17 protein-coding genes and 2 pseudogenes are annotated in these 17828 nt (G+C 57.2%); 3 read left to right on the top strand and 16 right to left on the bottom strand.

From position 1 onward, the window contains the following. Positions 1-242: 242 nt before the first annotated feature. The 9 genes from AC1DF8_RS33290 to AC1DF8_RS33250 all read right to left on the bottom strand — a co-directional run bounded on the left by AC1DF8_RS33290 (position 243) and on the right by AC1DF8_RS33250 (position 9454). Positions 243-641, bottom strand: a complete 399-nt coding sequence (locus AC1DF8_RS33290; RefSeq protein WP_478156969.1) for a response regulator — start codon at positions 639-641, stop codon at positions 243-245. After that, positions 638-778: a DUF4167 domain-containing protein gene (locus tag AC1DF8_RS33285; protein ID WP_478156967.1), complete on the bottom strand. Its 141-nt coding sequence runs from the start codon at positions 776-778 to the stop codon at positions 638-640. The genes AC1DF8_RS33290 and AC1DF8_RS33285 overlap by 4 nt, the downstream gene beginning before the upstream one ends. A 301-nt stretch (positions 779-1079) precedes the next feature. Next, the gene (locus AC1DF8_RS33280; RefSeq protein ID WP_029616593.1) at positions 1080-2378 is read right to left on the bottom strand and encodes a glycoside hydrolase family 130 protein; all 1299 of its coding nucleotides are present in this window, start codon (positions 2376-2378) and stop codon (positions 1080-1082) included. Positions 2379-2408: 30 nt separating this feature from the next. Then, on the bottom strand, positions 2409-4691 hold the full coding sequence (locus AC1DF8_RS33275) for a glycosyltransferase family 4 protein (RefSeq protein WP_478156964.1): 2283 nt from the start codon (positions 4689-4691) through the stop codon (positions 2409-2411). After that, a complete protein-coding gene (locus AC1DF8_RS33270; protein ID WP_478156962.1) occupies positions 4688-5641 on the bottom strand; it encodes a class I mannose-6-phosphate isomerase in 954 nt (317 codons plus the stop codon). The genes AC1DF8_RS33275 and AC1DF8_RS33270 overlap by 4 nt, the downstream gene beginning before the upstream one ends. Before the next feature lie 451 nt (positions 5642-6092). Further along, positions 6093-6359, bottom strand: a complete 267-nt coding sequence (locus tag AC1DF8_RS33265) for a DUF1488 family protein (protein WP_029616594.1) — start codon at positions 6357-6359, stop codon at positions 6093-6095. A gap of 1450 nt (positions 6360-7809) precedes the next feature. Next, complete coding sequence (locus tag AC1DF8_RS33260) at positions 7810-7986, bottom strand: hypothetical protein (RefSeq protein ID WP_162709986.1); 177 nt, start codon at positions 7984-7986, stop codon at positions 7810-7812. A 750-nt stretch (positions 7987-8736) separates the two neighbouring features. Further along, entirely contained in the window at positions 8737-9093 is a 357-nt protein-coding gene (locus tag AC1DF8_RS33255) for a hypothetical protein (protein ID WP_478156960.1), read from the bottom strand. 151 nt (positions 9094-9244) lie between these two features. Continuing rightward, on the bottom strand, positions 9245-9454 hold the full coding sequence (locus AC1DF8_RS33250) for a hypothetical protein (protein ID WP_478156958.1): 210 nt from the start codon (positions 9452-9454) through the stop codon (positions 9245-9247). 476 nt (positions 9455-9930) lie between these two features. Here AC1DF8_RS33250 and AC1DF8_RS33245 point away from each other — a divergent pair, with 476 nt between their 5' ends. Both AC1DF8_RS33245 and AC1DF8_RS33240 read left to right on the top strand, forming a co-directional pair. Beyond that, positions 9931-10197 (top strand): hypothetical protein, encoded by a 267-nt coding sequence (locus tag AC1DF8_RS33245; RefSeq protein WP_018116031.1) that lies wholly within the window; start codon positions 9931-9933, stop codon positions 10195-10197. A gap of 301 nt (positions 10198-10498) precedes the next feature. Continuing rightward, positions 10499-10807: a type II toxin-antitoxin system RelB/DinJ family antitoxin gene (locus AC1DF8_RS33240; protein ID WP_478156956.1), complete on the top strand. Its 309-nt coding sequence runs from the start codon at positions 10499-10501 to the stop codon at positions 10805-10807. Positions 10808-11236: 429 nt separating this feature from the next. Here the strand turns inward: AC1DF8_RS33240 and AC1DF8_RS33235 are convergent. The 7 genes and pseudogenes from AC1DF8_RS33235 to AC1DF8_RS33205 form a co-directional block, all read right to left on the bottom strand. Further along, a pseudogene (locus tag AC1DF8_RS33235) lies at positions 11237-11493 on the bottom strand (transposase); the annotation flags it as partial. A 507-nt stretch (positions 11494-12000) separates the two neighbouring features. Beyond that, complete coding sequence (locus AC1DF8_RS33230) at positions 12001-13044, bottom strand: porin (protein WP_478156954.1); 1044 nt, start codon at positions 13042-13044, stop codon at positions 12001-12003. A gap of 449 nt (positions 13045-13493) precedes the next feature. Next, positions 13494-14113: pseudogene (locus AC1DF8_RS33225) on the bottom strand (transposase); the annotation flags it as partial. 365 nt (positions 14114-14478) lie between these two features. Beyond that, positions 14479-14922 (bottom strand): PPC domain-containing DNA-binding protein, encoded by a 444-nt coding sequence (locus tag AC1DF8_RS33220; RefSeq protein ID WP_478156952.1) that lies wholly within the window; start codon positions 14920-14922, stop codon positions 14479-14481. Positions 14923-14945: 23 nt separating this feature from the next. Then, entirely contained in the window at positions 14946-16277 is a 1332-nt protein-coding gene (locus AC1DF8_RS33215; RefSeq protein ID WP_478156950.1) for a zinc-binding dehydrogenase, read from the bottom strand. Positions 16278-16360: 83 nt separating this feature from the next. Then, positions 16361-16657: a DUF3175 domain-containing protein gene (locus AC1DF8_RS33210; protein WP_113207588.1), complete on the bottom strand. Its 297-nt coding sequence runs from the start codon at positions 16655-16657 to the stop codon at positions 16361-16363. A gap of 54 nt (positions 16658-16711) precedes the next feature. Beyond that, positions 16712-17026 carry a plasmid stabilization protein gene (locus AC1DF8_RS33205; RefSeq protein WP_113207587.1) on the bottom strand — a complete coding sequence of 105 codons (315 nt, stop codon included), beginning with the start codon at positions 17024-17026 and terminating at the stop codon, positions 16712-16714. A 346-nt stretch (positions 17027-17372) separates the two neighbouring features. Here AC1DF8_RS33205 and AC1DF8_RS33200 point away from each other — a divergent pair, with 346 nt between their 5' ends. Then, positions 17373-17678: a hypothetical protein gene (locus tag AC1DF8_RS33200; RefSeq protein ID WP_478156949.1), complete on the top strand. Its 306-nt coding sequence runs from the start codon at positions 17373-17375 to the stop codon at positions 17676-17678. The last annotated feature ends 150 nt before the right edge of the window (positions 17679-17828 follow it).

Below are 17828 nucleotides of genomic sequence, written 5' to 3'. Positions count from 1 at the left end.
GGCCGCCTGCTTTCAATGAACGGATCGCAATGAACGACCGCTTGCAGGAAGCGGCGACAGCGATAGCAGGACGACGCGGTCGAGTGGCCACCCGACGATAGATTGCGAATGGCGGTGAGGAGACCGCCGGCCGGGCAAAGGCCGGGACGGCAGGCAGACCGCAGCCGTTGGCACAGCGCCGCCGAGGAGGCCAAGCAAAAAGATTGAGCGCCCGAGCGATCCCCGTCTTTCATGCTGACGCGCTATTGGCCAATCCCGCTCTTGGCAGCATCGTTCAGCAGAGTGGTTAATGTCGTCACGAGCTGCGCATGGACGAAAGGCTTCTGGAGCAGAACGCTACTCGGAACGCCTTGAGCTGCCCATCCCTTGGCGCTGTCCCCGGTCATATAGATCACTGGCATGATCGGTTTCAATTCCCGCGCCCGTCGCGCCAAATCCCAACCGTCCGTTTCTCCTGACATCCTTACGTCGGTTATCAGGGCACAAAAGCGAGCCGAGTCTTTTTCCAAAGCACGGATAGCCTCGTCCGCGTTCGGTAATGAAATGTGCTCGAAGCCCGCTTCGGTCACGACGTCTTCGAGGGTTAGCCAGGCTTTTTCGTCCGAGCCTCGATCCATGGATGACTTTGTTTCCGCGATCATCGTTGCGTGCCGGCTTTCTCCAGGGCTGCCGTGCGATAGAAGTGTTCAGCGTGCTGATAAAGGTTCTCCGCCTCGACCCGGTCACCGGCTTGGGCGGCTTCTCGGGCTGAAACCATATATTGTTCATATCGTCTCATTAGGTTCTGCGAGCTCGAAACTACTGCTGTATCCGCGGTGGCTCGAGCACGGCTGCTGGCAGACGGAGTAGAATTTCGGCGTGGAGATTTCAAAAGAACAATTCAAGCCGTCTTGAGGCTTGCTCCATAAAGGTCGTGATTTCGGGATTGATTGACGGCGACTACCTCTGGCAAACTCGCCAATGGTATCGCCCCTTGGGGCGGCATCGCAGTGCAGCTGTCATGTACCGCGGCATTGCGGCCGTTTGATGTTGCCTGGCTCCCGTGTCGGCACCAAACGATGATAACCCAATGCAGAGAGTCAGCCGGTCAGCGTGTCCAGTAGGTCGGCGATCTTGATCGTCGAGAAGTTCGAGAACGTGTCACAGATGGCGTAAGGTAGTACGATCTGATCGTTGTGGCGCATCGCGCCGCACGTGTACACGACGTTCGGAACATATCCCTCGCGTTCCGAAGGCTCCGGGTGAACGAGCGGCTCTTTCGAGCGGGCGAGCACCTTGGACGGATCGCTCTTGTCGAGAAGGGCTGCGCCGATGGCGTATTTTCGCACGGGACCTACCCCATGGGTCAGAAGCAACCAACCCTCGTCCAGTTCGATCGGCGATCCGCAATTGCCCATTTGCACGAATTCCCACGGAAATTTCGGCCCAAGAATGATCTTGCCGCCATTCCAGACGTGGAGGTCATCGGAACGGATGAGATAAAGGTTTTCGTTGTCCTGACGACCGATCATTGCAAACTGGCCGTCGATTTTCCGCGGGAATAAAGCCATCCCCTTGTTCTTGGCAGCTGTCCCCATGAGAGGAGTCATCCGGAACGACAGAAAATCTCTGGTCTCGAGGAGTTCAGAGCGAATGTCTCTGCCATTATAGGCCGTGTAGGTGGCGTAATAGGTTTTGTGCCCAGCCTCTTCGAACTCAACGAAGCGAGCATCTTCGATGCCGTTCGACTGCGCGGCGGTAATCGGAAAAATCACCCGCTCACTGATTGGGTGCTCGGAGAAAAACGTCAGTTCCAAAGGCTCGTCGGGAGAAATGGATAGGGGATTTTCAACAACGGGAATGGACGCAAGTCGCGCCGTGGGTTCAATGTCCACGGTGCCATTCTGGTCGACAATTCCCGATCGAAAGGTGAGAGACGAAACATGTCCTTCGCCGACCGCACGCAGGCTCAAGACAAAGCGCTTGCTGCCGCTGGGGACCCCTGATTGATCCGCATGGGCGACAATGCTCGGGTTGAAAAGAGCGGATGCCTCGAAGGAATATTCGTGCATGAAGTAGGCACCGACGAGTTGGCGTTGCTCCTTGGTGAAAGTAATATGGGGTGCGAACGCCTCTTCCATTTCATAAGCGCGCTTTTCGAACGTCGCCAGCAGATTGCGGTGTCGGCCCTCGAAGTTTTCGAGGACCTCTGCAAGTTGCTGCTTCGCGACCTCGACGTCTAGGCCGAGCACACGATCCACGATATGATTGGCACGCGTCTTGTCGGTCGGTTTGAGATCTCGCGGTTCCGTGGCCGGCTTGAAGGGCCGCACCACGACGCGTGTGGGATCCGGTCGTAGGAAAAGTGCTTGGCGGTTGAGAAATGCTATCTGCGACACAATGATCTCGCTCTGATTTGAGGCCGTGATTCACGCCGTCAGCGCACGAAGCGGGACCAATGTCGACGGACGACCACTGGCGCGCGAAAGCTTGCGAAATTCCACAAGGCCGAGGAGATAGCAGACTACGGATTCGCCGCCTCTATTCTCATTGGGACGGGTCGGATGCAGACCGTCGCGGCAACTGCCTGTTTCGAGATCCACGACCGGCAATGAGAGATCGTTGCTGCCGAGGAACCAGGCGAAAGCCTTTGCAGCCTCTTCTTTCCATGTGATGTCGTGGCTGACCCGCCATGCGGCATGACATGCAGCGATCGTCGCCGTCGCTTCCAGAGGCTGTTGATCGAAGAGCTTCACCTCTCCCGTCCGATCCGTAAAGCTATCCGTGCCGATAGGCCTGAATAGTCCTTCAGGGTTCGTCTGTATCGTCATCAGCCATCGCAAGGATTTGAGCCCTGCTACCACGTAATCGGATCGTTCAGCACTCAATCCCGTGGCGATCAGGGCCTGACACAGTCGGGCATTGTCGTAGGAGAGGTTCTCCTCGAACCAGATCCAGCCCGGTCTCTCGACACGATGGAAAATATCCATCAGCCTGTCGGCCAGTGTCGAACGGATCTGATGGGTGAGCACGTCTCGAGGGAAGGCCGCGCAATAGCCGTCCAGTCCCAAGAGCGCAGAGGCCCAGGCACGTGGCGAGCCGAAACCTTCAACGGTCGGCAATGCCTGCGCGAACAGGGCCGCAGCCCACGCGCGCCGGGAGGGGCTAGTGTCGCCACGGGCGCATTCCCCGAGAGCCCAGAGCGTTCGGCCGTGGCTGTCCTGTGATCCCTTGTCTTCCAGCCAGCGTCGGTCGAAGCCCATAAAGTTTCTAAAATGTTTCTCGTCGGGGTTCCAGGCGTGCTGCACGAAGGAAGCGAAGCGCGAGGGGAGCGCCTCCGGAAGAAGCCGTTCGCCGGGCTCGCCGAGAGCAACCGACAAGAGAAGCGCGCGGGCATTGTCGTCGACACAGTAGCCGTGCGCGCGATCAGGCACCGAATAGACGGCATGCTGGAATAGTCCTGTATCGTCGCACATCGACATGAAGTAGCCGAGCTGTGGCTCGGGGAGGGGCGGGGCCTTTTGCATCACGACATTCGTTGATGCTGCGGGCTGGCGTGCGGGATTTTGAATTGCCACCTGTAAGAATAATGCGAGATAGCACTCCGCGGTCTTTTGCCATGTCATCGGTCGGCTGGTTTGGTATGCCCGCCGGCGCATCGCGTCGCGTCTTGTGTCATCGGTGAGAAGCGACGCGATCTCGCGCCCGATGGCCGTCGGGTCCCCGAAGGGAACGAGCACACCACGGCCGTCTGCCAGCAGCTCTTGAGCATGCCAGTAAGGTGTGGAGACGACGGCCTTCCCGAGACCGAAGCTGTAAGCCAGGGTGCCCGATGTCATCTGGGCTTCGTTGAGATAAGGCGTGGCATAGACATCGGACATGGAAATAAACTCCAGCAGCGTTGCCTTGTCGACGAAGCGATCGAGAAACACCACGCTGTCCTCGATGCCCAGGTCGTTCACCCGCGTCACCAGGCTCTCGCGATAGGTCTCACCTTCGTCGCGTACGAGATTGGGATGAGTTGCTCCGAGGATCACGTAGACAGCATCGGGCCGACTTTTCAAGATCAAGGGCATGGCATCAATCATGACCTCGATGCCTTTGTTTGGCGAGAGAAGGCCGAAAGTCAGGATCACCGAGCGTCCGTCGAACCCGAGGCCAGCTTTCGAGACTGCCGGTTCCAAAAACGGCATGTCGGGAATTCCGTGAGGAACGACCTCTATCTTTTCGGCCGCTACGCGATAGACCTCCGACAACAAAGTCCTGCCCTTTTCCGCCATGACCACTACTTTGGCAGACAGGTCGATGATTTCGTTCAGGACGCGGCGCTGGCCGGGACTTGGCTCCGCGAGAACCGTGTGCAGCGTGGTGACGATCGGCATCTTCAACCGCGACAGCAGCGCAAGGATATGATCTCCGTCCTCTCCGCCAAAAATTCCGAATTCGTGCTGCAAGCAGGCGACGTCGAAATTGCCGGCGTTCAGGACATCTGCAGCGCGAGCATAATCATCGCGATTGTCGTCGGCTATCGAGAGGCGGACCTCCGGCGGGTAATCGTAGACATGACCATGGTCCGTCATGGCAAAAACAGCCGTGCCAACGCGGGCGGAAGATTTCGAAACGGCCTGTTGCAGGTCGGTGGTAAAAGTGGCGATACCACAGCGGCGCGGCAGAGAATTGCCGATTAAAGCTACATTTTTGAGCTGGTTCATAGCGAAGCTCCTGGCGAGCGGAATGGAGTGACGCTTCGCTCCTCACTACCACTGTTCACTCCCGCGGGACGGGGTTGCGCTCGGTCTTTGGCCGGGAGCTGCTTCAGGAGCCCGATCGCGGGCGCACTCGCTGCGGTGGCAATGAGCAAGACAATTCCCTCAGGCCCGACACGGATGTCGGCACGATCAGCTTCTGCGAAAAACCCTTCGCCGATTGTGGCCGTCAAAGTTCCTATCGTTCCGTCTCCCGCGACGACCAGCGCCCAGCTCTCTCGGCTCGCGATCAATTCCCAAACGGTGTCCGCAGGGAGGTCCAACCGTTCGAGGGTGAAGAATGGGCAGGACATGAGCTCGGAGCGCTCGACGGTGATATGGCGTGGCAGCTTTCTGCTGCTCGCTGGTTCCAGCCGTGCCACGGCTGTGGCTTGTTCGATGTGAAGTTCTCGCGAGCGTCCATGATCCCAGATGCGAAACGTCGTGTCGTTGCGCTGCTGGATTTCAGCAATGACCAGACCAGCACCGATGGCATGCACCGTGCCAGCCGGAACATAAAACACGTCACCGGCCGCGGCCTCCTGCCAGTCGAGAAGGCCCTCGATTGATCCGTCGATCGCGGCCTTCCTGAATTCGAGCTGTGTCAATGGTCGCTTGAGGCCCACGGCGACCTGCGCCCCGTCTTCCGCTGCCAACACATACCAGGCTTCGCTCTTGCCGCTTTCCATCCCCATCGACTTGGCGGCGGCATCATCTGGATGAACCTGTATCGACAGAGTTTCCCGTGTGAAGAGAAGCTTCAGGAGGAGCAGACGATCCCGCTCCCCCGCTTCGTCATAGGCAAACGAGATTTCGCCGACGGGGCTATCCTGATGGTTTTCCGATGCCCATGGCCCGAGATCAAGACGACCCCATGGCTTGAGCGTTGTTCTCACACTGGCACGGTCGAGTGTCATAGTGGTCTCCTTGATCTTGCCGCTAAGATCGGGGTGACCTGAGATCGGATTGTCTTTTACTGTCGCTCCTGCGTTGTCGGTACGTCGGGTCGGAAGGCGAGATCGCTCAAGGGGGCAATAGACGGCGCCAGTGTCCTTTCAAATTCCTCCCGCGACACAGGCCAAGCCTCGGTGCGCCAGTTGGAGCTTAGGAGCAGAGTCATCGTCGTATGATAAGCCTGCCATGTGACATCAACAGGCTCCTCGTCAATCTGTAGGTCGAAGATGCCTGGTGGATGAGGTTGGGCCATCCTGAGAAGCTGCAAGGACCTTCCGCAATCGTTTCTCCTCAACCTGACCGAGACGAAACCTTTTCGCAAATTCGCTCACAAGCACGGTCATCGCTGCCCCTGGTTTGAGCAGATTTGGCTATGATGATGCACGATCGTATCCTTTCAGGATCACGGTATGCTCAACGAAAATGCGCGAGATCCAGCGTGATTGTGCTGGATCGAACCTTCGAATAAGCAGAGGTCGCAGCTTTCAGAATCCGCGGCCGCAACGCATCGAACGCCGTCAGGTAATCTGCCTCGCTGGCGTTTCGATGCGATTTCTCGCAGGCCAAGACTTCGGTCGCCACATAGAATTTGATCTCGAACATCCCGTCGTATCCGGTGAAACGGACACAGCGATTTCTATCGTCAAAACTACGAGCTTGGTTTGGGAAGGAGATTCCCATCAGCGCCCACCCTCATCTTGCCACCGATCAACAGCGCTATCCTTCGATTGGGGATCAAGGCTTACTCGTGTCGACGACTGTTTGCGGTTGGCGAGAGAATGCAGGAGAGCCGATTCGGTCCTCACACCGTTGCGGAACGCGGCTGAGAGGAAGAGCGAAGCGTCACGTTTCATGTCGGAACTCGCGTCCGACTGAGATCCCCGGAGGCCGGCGGACCTTAAGACTTCCCTGACCAGCTTGAAGCCGGCGGATTCGACATGCGGTGCTGCTGGATTGGAAGACATTACATCCTCCTTTGTTGGGGCAAGGTTTTGCACCCTTGATGACAGCGCCCTAGAGACGAGCCGTCACTAACACCTTAAGTCGTGCTGAAATCTTGGATTACAAGGGACAAAAAGGTGCGGGGCATTTTCCAGGACTGGTTACTGCTTTGCTGGACAATCCGAAGGTGAAGAAAGTTCTGCCGTGACAGAGCGAAGAGACAGCGAGCCAGAAATTCAACTCCAATCGAGGGGAAGAGCGATAAGCTGAACCTATACGCGGCGTAATCTTCTGCCGTCCCATTTGTTGTGAGCTTCGGCCCAATGCGAATACGTTACGAAAGCCGTTGTCGCCTTCTCCCTCGCTCCTTATCGCGACGGATTGACCCTTGAGCAACTAGACGATGTCACCGGGTCCTGCGGTCACCCTGCCGTCGCTGGCAGACTCGGACTGTCGCCCCTCCAGGAAGTTGATCGTGTCATCCACGGCCATTGTCGAGGCGGCCTTGATTTCCTGGCCGAAGAAACACCATCGGAGGTGCCTCTGGATATCAATCTCGGCGAAGGTGCGGACTTCCGGGTTGCCGCAGTGCTGTCGAAGCGCAAGATCTCGTTTGTTTTCGCGGCCGGTTACGACCGGGAAACAATCCCAGCAGAATCCTCATCTATAATATGCCTGTAAAAATCGCTTCGCCTATAATCCAGGCGTTTGGTCCGGATCTCTTGACATAGCCTGCATCGTGCGAGGACGAGGCTTGCGTAGTCAGGTCCGCACGGCCAGACGCACGCCGGCTCAAGTGGGGGGGACGGGGCCGCCGAGGCCGCACTATTCCGTTATGGCAGACCGTTTCGTCGGAAAGCGTATTGCCCGATCTCGGCACGATGTGATTGGGCCGGCGCCGGACATGAGCCGGGTCCTGGCAGCGATCGAGACGGCTGAAATCGCCTTAGGCTGGTGGAAAGCAACGTGCCCTTTGCCTTCGTGACCGGTTACGGCTCAGGGCGGGATCCCCGCCAGGTTCAGCACCATCGTTCGCATTGAGAAACCCGCGGATAGCCATTGTCCGTGCGATCGAAACGAGCAGCCACGTCCGGTAGTCCGCCATGCTTCAAGGCGTCAGAGCCGTGCCCTTGCCGGAACTTCAAAGAGCCGCCCTGTTAGCCCAGTCATCATCGAGGACGTCCGTACGTCAAAGAACAACGATGAACGGCAGCCAAAATGAGCGCTTGATGTGGGCGACCTGCGCTCGATCGACGTCGAAATCTTTCATCGGCAATGCTAGTGGAGTTCGTCGACCGTAAGTAAGTGGACGGATACGCAAATACTCGGTGGTCACTCCCTTGTTGCTGACGAGCGCTTCCGCCATGCACCGCTCGGCCAGAGCCTAACGTCGTCTCGCCCACAGCGGCTGGCAGAAGCTCGACCGGCAACGGATCTAGTTCCTTCCCTTGGGCGCATCTAACCTGTCCGGCACCGTACAACATGGAACAACGCCGGCCCCTTTCGCAGCTAGCTTGTCGACGGTCCGTGAAACGCATGTCGACGGGAGTAGCCCCAAGCTGCGGTCATTACATCTTGTCCTCCTTTGATTGGGCCGAAGGGAGCCACCCCTTGATCGGCAGCGCCCGTCTCGCCGTCTGTCGAGACGTAAAACAGGCGCCTATATTCCGCTTGCCCAAGGCAAACGCAACGAACGCAGCGCGGGGGACAATTTGAGCTTTCGTGCGGAGTTGCTGGGGCAAAGGCGCGAGGCGCGGGCTCTTCCCGGCTCATTCAGCGATGACAACTAACCTGGCGGCCGCGATAGTACCGGCCCCGAATTAGAATCTACTTTCGTCCCCTTGTATGATATAGTCTCTCATGACCTATTCCCGGAATGACTTGGAACTCGCGCGCCGGCAAGTGATTATCGACCGGCAGATGATTTGCTCTCAGCAGAGCCTGATCGACGGAGTGCTGACCCGCGGTGAGCCCGCCGGGCTAGCCCGCGAAAGGCTGGCCAGGTTGACAGAGGATCTACGAAACCATTGCTTCCATCAGGATCTAATTCAGGCGTGGGTCCGATTGGAACGCTGAGCCTGCGCACTCGGGCCGGTTGACGGGTTTTCCGTCTTTTTCACTCCGCAGCCTTCTCGTCAGGCTCCTCGGCACGTCTCTCCGCTTCTCGGCTGGCAATCTTCCGGCTGTGATCGGTCCGCGCCTGCTCAAGTTCCCTCATTGTAGGTAGATCCCCAGCCAGAGTCTTTTTACCGGCCGCGGCGTTTCCACGCTTTGTGAACCCATGCCGCGGCTTCTTTGCGTGTTCGTAAGCTACGCGGGTTCCCTCAGCTGGAAAGACGGTGTCGGTGCGTGCGGCGACGGCATGGGCGATCAACTCCTTGGCCGAGGGATTGCCGTCCGCGCGTTGGCCGTTGGCGCCGAAGTCGTGGCGATCGCGGGCAGTAAAGCGCCTGGAGTTGTTATGCTTCGACATTTAGGTTCCCTTTATTTTATTATGAGGTCACGAGCCTGGCCTATACGCAGCGACGCCCTTGCGAGTCAGGCCTTCTGCTTGTCTGAGCGCAGGTTCATCATGTCGTCGGTCATCGGTGGTGTCCCTCAGGTTGGTCATAAGCAACCCGACCCTACCGGAAATCACCGATGGCTATGAAAAATCCAGCTACACCACGTTGTTGCGCAAGCAGATCTCGAATGGTCGTTGCGGCACCATTCATATGTCCGACCCAGACGGATTCAAGCGGTGAGATGCAACCCCAATCGCGCAAGGTATTTAGAAGCTGATTATAGTTTCGAACCTTCCGAAGGTCGTAACTTATCAAATAGGGGGCTGCCATGATGGTCTCCGAACTAGTTGCATAAGAAACTGGTCATGCACGCGGTGAGCCGGCAAGCCATCGCCCGCCATCGCGAGTACCGTCATCTTTCCCGGTGGGCGCGACATGATGGCAAGCGGTAATAGAGGTCGCGGAGCTGATATTCACCCGAGGAAGAGTTTTGACCGTGGTTGAGGGCCGCGCTCCACGCCTCCGCGTTTTATCGCTGGTTTCCTCAAGTAGTTGCTTCAACAGGCGTTCAGGAAAGTCCTTATGGTCGGGGCTTTCAAGTTGGCGTGAGGTGCCGACCCCTCAGAACAACGATCACAGAAACTGCTCCCGCAGCCAGGGCTTTGGGCCTACAAATGCCCATTCTTACGGTTATCGATCATTCAAAATACGCTATGATATGGCCGGTGAACGCCAAATTGATAGTGACTGACAAAGACGCGCAGGGAACGTTGCCCTAATGGCCGTGCCACACTGGTGAGGTTTTGATGTCGGAACGAATGTCCGAACGCGCCAAGCGCGATATCGACGCCATCTTGGAGCGGCTCTACAAGGTTTCCCCGGAGTTGGACAAGATTGCCGCCGATTGCGAGAGAGCTTTGCGGCTAAACGTTGAAGCCAAAGGCGACTATATTTCACCACGAACCGTGCAGGCGTTTGCAGAGATGCGCAACGCAGTTGGCATGCTGTACGGCTCCGCGCGGAGTGCGATGGAGGAAGCCGATAGGTTCTTTAAACCGAAGCGGCAGGGCTGATCTCGATGCGGGTGCTCAACAGACTGCCGACGGTACCGCGCCTACGTAAAGCAGCCAGATTCGTTTTCAACGCCTCCGCTGTACCCGCTACTTCCTTCCTTACTAAGCCGCATCGGGAGGCTCTCATGATCCTGTCCCTGTCAGGTGTCCGAAAATCCTACCCCATTACCGAGAGAGAAATTGAGACACTGAATTGGATCTCAAGAGCCTACAGAGCCGTATGCTGACAATGTCGCTTTGAAACTTTTTCTAGGGGCTGTCATTCAATTGCATTACCACGCCATTGATGTTGGAGATAGCCATGGCTGCAAACGCACTCGTTCAAACCCGTATAGATGCCGAAGTTCGTGACCGAGCTTCGGCGGTGCTTGAAAGCATGGGTCCTACAGTATCCGATGCGGTTCGTATCCTGCTCACCCGGACTGCCAACGAGGGAGCACTGCCACTTGAACTTCTTTCGGGCAGTGAAGCACACGACACCTGGTTTCGGGCCAAGGTTCTCGAAGCGTTGAACGACACTCGACCGGATCTGTCGGACGACGAGGTTGAGGCGCATTTCGCCGAACGTCGAGCAGCCGCCCGTCTCAAAGCTAGTGCAGTCAAATCGTGAAACTGACTTGGTCTGCATTTTCGCTGTCCGATCGCGACGCCATCTTCACATATAACGAGGCAGGCAATCCTACCGCAGCCGTTCTGATCGATGAACGCATCGTCACTGCGGCCCGTCGTTTGCTGGAGTTGACCAAGCCAGGCGCTACATACATGGGCCAGGTGGCAGCTTAGCCCGATCGCCTTTTTGGCCATTGAGGTCAGACAGATTGCGAGGTTCGAGGGTGATGACGAAACAGTTGATCGGCATTCTGTAAATCCTGACTAAAAGCGGGCTTCGTGCCCGAAGAAGCTATTTGGAAACAGAATGTGCGAATCTCATTAGGGCTTGGCTGCAACAGCAGCCCACTCGCGAGAGGCCGGATACATTTACGCAAACTGCAATCGTCAGAACCTAAAATCCTTGCACGGACGAGGCGGACCATACATTTTTTGACAGTACGTCCTGCAGCATGGCCTTGTCCAGCGATAGGTCGGCGACGATCCGCTTCAGCTTGGCATTTTCCTCTTCGAGCTGGCGAAGACGCTTCATCTCCGAGGGCATCAGGCCGGCTATTTTTTGCGCCAGTTGTGAAAGGTCGCGTCCGAAATTCCTGCCTTGCGGCAGACCTCACCGCTCGGCGTCCCATCCTCTGCCTGCTTCAACACAAACGCGATCTGCGCTTCCGAAAACTTCGAGGCCTTCATCGAATTCTCCTCTTCTTCCCATCAGGGAGCATAAGTGGAAAATTTCAGTTCCAAATGGCCTAATTTATTGGGGGCACGTCATAGAATGGCCGCTCGCTGACGGACAACATCGCTGATATGATGTTTTCCATCGCGACAAATACCCCGATCGGAAGTGGAATCGGCAAGCAATCCGTCACATCGAAACCTTCGAGGAAATTTCCTTACGTGCCTGAGGTGATCTGACTTCGCGACCAGCCTTGCCGGTTTCTTCCGCGCGGCTACAGACTGAACTCATTGACATTTTCTGACGACCGATCACTCGATCATCAGCATGGCCACAAAGAAAGCTCGCCCTCGAATGAGGGCGAGCCATTGCCATCTACAGGAGTGGAATTCTGTATCGATGGGTGAGGCCGATCCGGCAGGGAACCGAACCGACCTCCTTCTTCTGAATTGGAGGTCACCAAAGCAGAAGCCTGTGATGAAAAACCCCAGGATGCGATCCCGGGGTTTTCAATGTTCAGATTAGAACGAACGCTGCAGGCGGAAGTAGCCCGTCGTGACGTCGTCGCCATCTTCCGGATCCAGGTACTGGACAGAAGCCTTGGCGTAGAAGTTGTCAACGATCTGGTAGTCAACCGTCAGGCCGACCTTCCAGGCATCGCCGAGACCGTCGAAGTCGTCCGGAACCACAGCATCTGAGCCAATGGAGCCCAAATAGTTGCCATAGTATTGAACACCAGGAGTGATCTTCAGCTTGTCGGTTGCCTTGATGGCATATTCGGCAGCAACTGCCCATTCAGCATTCGCGTAATAGGAGTTCGGGCCGCTGGAGTAGACAGCAGCGAGGCCGAGCGTGCCCGGACCAATTTCAGCCGTACCCATAGCGCGGATTGCGCCGTCTTCATTGTCGAAGTCCCAGCCGCCGGTGATCTGGTAGCTGAAGGCGCCAGCCGTGCCGCCGATGCCGAAGGCAACGCCGACATTGTTCGGGTCTTCACCGACCTGAAAAACACCATCTTCCAGTTCGTCGACGCTCAGACCAGCGTAGAAGGAGCCGGTTTCGTACTGATAACGGATCGAGTTATGAAGGGTAACCGGAGAACCGATATCGTCCGTCTCGCCGGAGAGACCATCGTCCCACCAGGAGTAGAAGAGACCAGCGCGGAAGCCAGCAACGTCGAGGTAGGCGGAGTCGAGGATCGTGTCCTGGTCCGTTGCGTTGTCGGCATTGGCCTGGAGAACGATAACCCCGGTGAGCGGACCGTATTCGGTGTCGCTCTTGGCCGTGAACTGAACCTGACCACGGGTTACAGCATCCCAGCTCGAGTCGTTGGTGGAGCTGTCGCCGCCGGCGTTCGGGCCGACGTTAACTTGGAAACGAATGTAGCCTTCGATCTTCAGGCAGGTTTCCGTGCCCGGGATGTAGAAGTAGCCGGTGCCGTAAGCGTCGCAGACGCGAACGTACTCAACCGGTTCCGGCTCGGCAGCGACGATTGCGTCTGCTGCGAATGCCGGTGCAGCCACGAGGGCAGCTGCGGAACCGAGCAACATCATACGAATATTCATGGAAAACTGATCTCCTAAGTCCGGGCGCATGTCTTGGAAGAAACACCCCGCTGATAAAACCCGATGTAATCGGTACCGGCAATCTACGTCGAAACCGCTTGACATCAAGGCAGCCGTGGAGGGTTCGCTCGCCGCTCGATGACGAAAATGAAACTCATGTGACAGGAAAGCAACAGCCATAAAGCCAATGGTCGTTTGATCGCATCGCACAGGTCAAGCCCGTTCGTCCAGATTTTGTGTGAGGATAATCACCGACCGGGAGCGCGGTTGTTTCCGCGGTCGGCAGGAGCCGCCGCATCATGGTCTTCGCAGGATGGCCCTCCTGTGCTCAGCACGCAGTTTTAGGAACTGCATCCAATCTAAACGGAATGACCAGACCCACGTCCGCGGCAGGGACCTCTCACGCGACGATCGTGACGCGCAGAATTTCTGACTTTTAGGGCCTCGGATTATACGGGAACGACAACCAACCGGTTGAATGGCTCTTCCATCTTCAGCATCCTGTGCATGATGACGGCCAACTTACGCGCCACTGCAACGGCGGCACGCTTGATACCGAGACACTCTCGAAGCCTGAGCCCCCAATCCTTGAGGCCACTGTCATTTCGGGACTTGGTCCGCGTGAGCATCACCATCGACGCTTCGTAGAGAAGGCTTCGCAAGTGGCTATCTCCACGACGGGAGATGTGGCCGTCGTAATCGATTTCTCYGGATTGATATCGTCTCGTGGTCAATCCGAGCCAGGCGCCGACAGAGCGAGATCGCTTGAAGTTGTCCGGATCTTCAATCGCGGATGAGAACGACAGCGAGGTGATGGCGCCGATACCCGGGATCGTCATCAGTAATTTGGCTGCCTTGCTGTTGCGCGCCGCTGCCAGCAACTCCCGGTCCAAGTTGACAACATGCTTGCGGGTGTCGCGCGATGCATCGACCAGAGGTAATTCACCTTGGCCAGATTGTCGTTTCCGGCGAGCAGTTCTCGAACGTGCCCCTCAAATACCTGGCCTTTGCTCCTTGGCACGATGAGGCCAAACGTCTTCATCACACCACGGATTTGGTTGCTGAGCTGGATCGACATGCCCGAGACCTGCTTGCGAACCCAGTGTACATAACGATTCCTTTCGAAAGCAATCGTTGTGGTTGCCGCGATACCTTGCGGGATGAGATCGAGGTTTTGAGAAGAAATCCGAAAGGAGCACAAGGCTCTGGAACGACGTCACAAGCAGTGGTCGATAAAAACTATACAAGCTCAACCTCTGGTTCTACGATTTGGTGCGCAAATCGACGATTCTACGGTGGGAGCGATGAGTCTCCGCCCTGCCGTTCACGACGAAGTCAATATGCATGCACAGCACCGGAGAGGCGGTTACCTAGAAGAAATTCGCCTTGCCCACCGCGTCGTTGTCTGAAACGCGCGTGTAGTCTCTCGCAAGATCAGAGGTCGATCAACGCGATCCCGAGGTCCTGCTGTTTCTTACGGCGAAATCCCTCAGCGCTTTCCCTGATGATGATCTCAAGGGTCGGATGAACAATGCCTTTCAAGAAGTGCCCGCCTTTTGTGGATCCGTCCGGAAAGCCGAGAACGACATGCATGTGGAGACTGGGCTTTCCATCGTCGCCGATTGCAATATCGCCGATCGCGCTGAGCACCTCAGTCTGGTCATCAACAGGTATTTCCCGGTAGCTTTTCGTTGCGAAGTCGAAAAAGCCTAGCATGGCGCTCCGGAAGGCGCCAATCGCGGTCAGGGATGCCCCGCCGATCTCATGTTTTTCGGCAAACCGGGTAATGGCCGCGAACGCCTCTTCACCATTATCGAGCACGACTACAAAATTGCGCTCCCGCCATGGGTCGCTCTCGGCAAGTTCCTTGCTCTTCATTTAGATCTCCGATTTGTTATCGCTTATCCCAAACGGCCCCAGGCTGCATGCCACTCGATGCCCTCTACAAGCTCGACGAAAATGGGCTTGTGGTCGTCATTGTGGGAGTCGGCCAGTTTGAAGGCTGCCTCGGGCTCCATCTCCTCGCCCGGGAAGATCGTGTCGTCGGTTCCGGCGTCTGCGATCTTGCGTACATATCCCCGGACCTGGTCGCCGGAATGGTAGAATTTAATGACCAACGATCCCGCGAGCGCTGCGCCCGGAACATACCGCTGATAGTCAGCGCGTTCCGCCGTTGCCGATGCGTCGGCCTCCCCTGCTTTATACCAGTGCGCAAGGTCCTGGCCCTCCGGGCGTCCTTCATTCTCCCAGATCTGATAGGCCCGCAGCCTGCGTGCCTCTTCGTCGATCGGGGCTCTCTGCGGCTGCTCGACGACCTTCAGAACCACTTTTCCGCGGATATGCTTCTCCTTGAGCGCGGCCTGCGCCTCCGCCACTTGGCGAAGTCCGAAGGTGGCGTCGACAACGACCTTCACCTTGCCTTGGTCGATCAGGGCGGCGATTTCCTGCAGTTGGGCGCCGCTTGGCTGGGCCGTATAGCGACTAACGCGGATATTCAGTCTTTTGGCCTTCCGTTTGTCCGGTTCCTGAAGCGTTGAAATCAACGCTCCACCAGGCTTGACGACGCTGAAGCTGCGCTCCTGCGTCTCGCCGCCGATAAGATCGAAAACAAGATCCACGGGCTCAGCGCGATTTTCGAACTTTTCGGCTTTATAGTCGATGACCTGGTCCGCTCCGAGATCGCGTACGAATTCCGTATCATCCGAGGACACTGTGGTTGCGACCCAGGCACCTTTCGCCTTGGCGAACTGAATGGCGAAATGACCGACACCGCCGGCACCGCCATGAACAAGGACGCGCTGGCCGGGCTGGAGACCGCCATGATCGAAGAGTCCTTGCCAGGCGGTGATACCAGCGAGCGGTACGGCAGCTGCAGCGATCGTGCCCAGTGAACGCGGCGTGGCGGCGACCTCGTCTACCCGTGCGAGGACGAACTCCTCGTATCCTCCGTGTTCTGGCGACAGGAATGCAAAGACCTCATCGTCAAGCTGGAAACTGGAAACGTCTTCGCCTTTGGCTTCGATACGACCGCTGACGTCCCGCCCAAGCACATAGGGGAGATCTCTTTCGGTCACCACCGGATACCTGCCTTCCCGCATCTTGGCATCGACCGGATTGACGCTTGCGGCGAAGACTTTGATGAGCACTTCGTTCGCGGCAGGTGCCGGCCGGTCGATTTCCTCGATCGCCATCACTTCCGGTCCGCCGAAACGATGAATACGGACAGCTTGCATGATGAGGTTCCTCTCAAAATACGGACACGACGATGTCTTATTGGTTGTCTGGGATGGCGACGCTGAGCACCCCAAGCGTCGTTCTAGCCTTTCGGCTCCCTGCCGAAATCCTTGCGCAATTCATCCTTGGCCCGATCGAGCGTGGCCAATCTTGATTTCGACAGATGCTTGCCGGCGCGATTGATGTAAAAACTGAGCATCGACATGGCGGACTGGAAAGGACTTGCCTTGCGGCGGTCGCTCTGTTCGGACGATTTTTTCAGGGAATCCGCAATCTTCTTGGCGCTGCGCTGCTTGAACACGCCTTGCTTCAGGTCCATTGCGTCACTGTTGTCGGTCACATCCTGGGACCATTTCTGCTTGGATTTCTTTTTTGGCACGACTGTTCCTCCACCAAAGAGAACGGCGCCCCTTTTGAACGGCGCCGGGTCCTATCAGTGATGAGCGTGGTGTTCGTTGCGTTTGCGGGTTGCCGCAGCTTTTTTGGCTGATGCAGACCGCTCCTCCTTCGTGCGTGACGCGGCGGCCGCCCCACCCTTGCGTCCGCCCTTTTCGGAGGAAGCGTGGTTTTCCTTATGCCCGCGACCGGAACCGGACCTTTTGCCACCGCCGCTTTCCTTGTTGACGGTAGCCCATGCACGGCGCTCGGCTTCCTTTTCCGAGACGCCGCGATCTTCGTAGCTTTCCTCGATGTGTTCGGCCTTGCGTTTCTGCTTGTCGGTATAAGCGGATTTGTCACCTTGTGGCATGGAACATCTCCTGTTGTTTCGATGAAGCAAGGAAAACGATACCCGGTTTACAAAGTTCCTGAACGAAACCGGGCCGTTTGTAACGGAAGATCCCTGAGATCGTCGCGATTTTGACTCCCGACGGCAGGCTGGTCCTATCGGTTCGAGACGCCGCCCCGCCATTGAGGAGAAGCGCGTTTGCGCTTGCGTCGCCATGGAACCATTTTCCGAACCAGTGAACGTTTCCTTGGAGAGCCGACCCTCAGCGGTTTCCAGGCAGAATCTGACCCTGCCGAAGGTCGTCGATCGACTGGTCCTGAGGCCTCCTGTCGCCTGCAGGTCGGCCGCCTTCAGAAACATCGCGCTGATGACCTGTCGGAAGTACGTCTTCGACGACGTCGTCGGGCAGTTCCTCCGTCAGCTCATAGGCGCGGACGCGAGGCGACGTCGCCTCGGTACTGCGAGCATACCGACCGACGCCCGTCGCAGCACCGGCAGCGGCGTCCGCCTGAAATACGCCATCCTTCGTCGCGACCGCCGATCGGTCGCGTCCGGCCGTCCAGCCTTCTTCGCGCCGGAGATCGGCTCGCTCATCCATGTCGATGGAACCTTCGTCGTCGAGAATATCGTGGGCTGTGTCGTAATTGCCCCGGTCGACGGAGGCGGAGACTAGGCCGTAAACCCATAAATTGTCTTGGCGTTTTTCGCGCGGCGTGATTCAAGGCTTCCGAATAGGAGCTACGATGACGCGCCGCCGCTACGAACTCACGGACCATGAGTGGTCAATCATCTCGCCACTGCCTGCTGCCGAACAAGCCTCGGG

Source organism: Rhizobium sp. 05N49, assembly GCF_056396805.1.
Note: the sequence above shows the minus strand (reverse complement) of the source record. Positions and strands in the feature narration are given on the sequence as shown.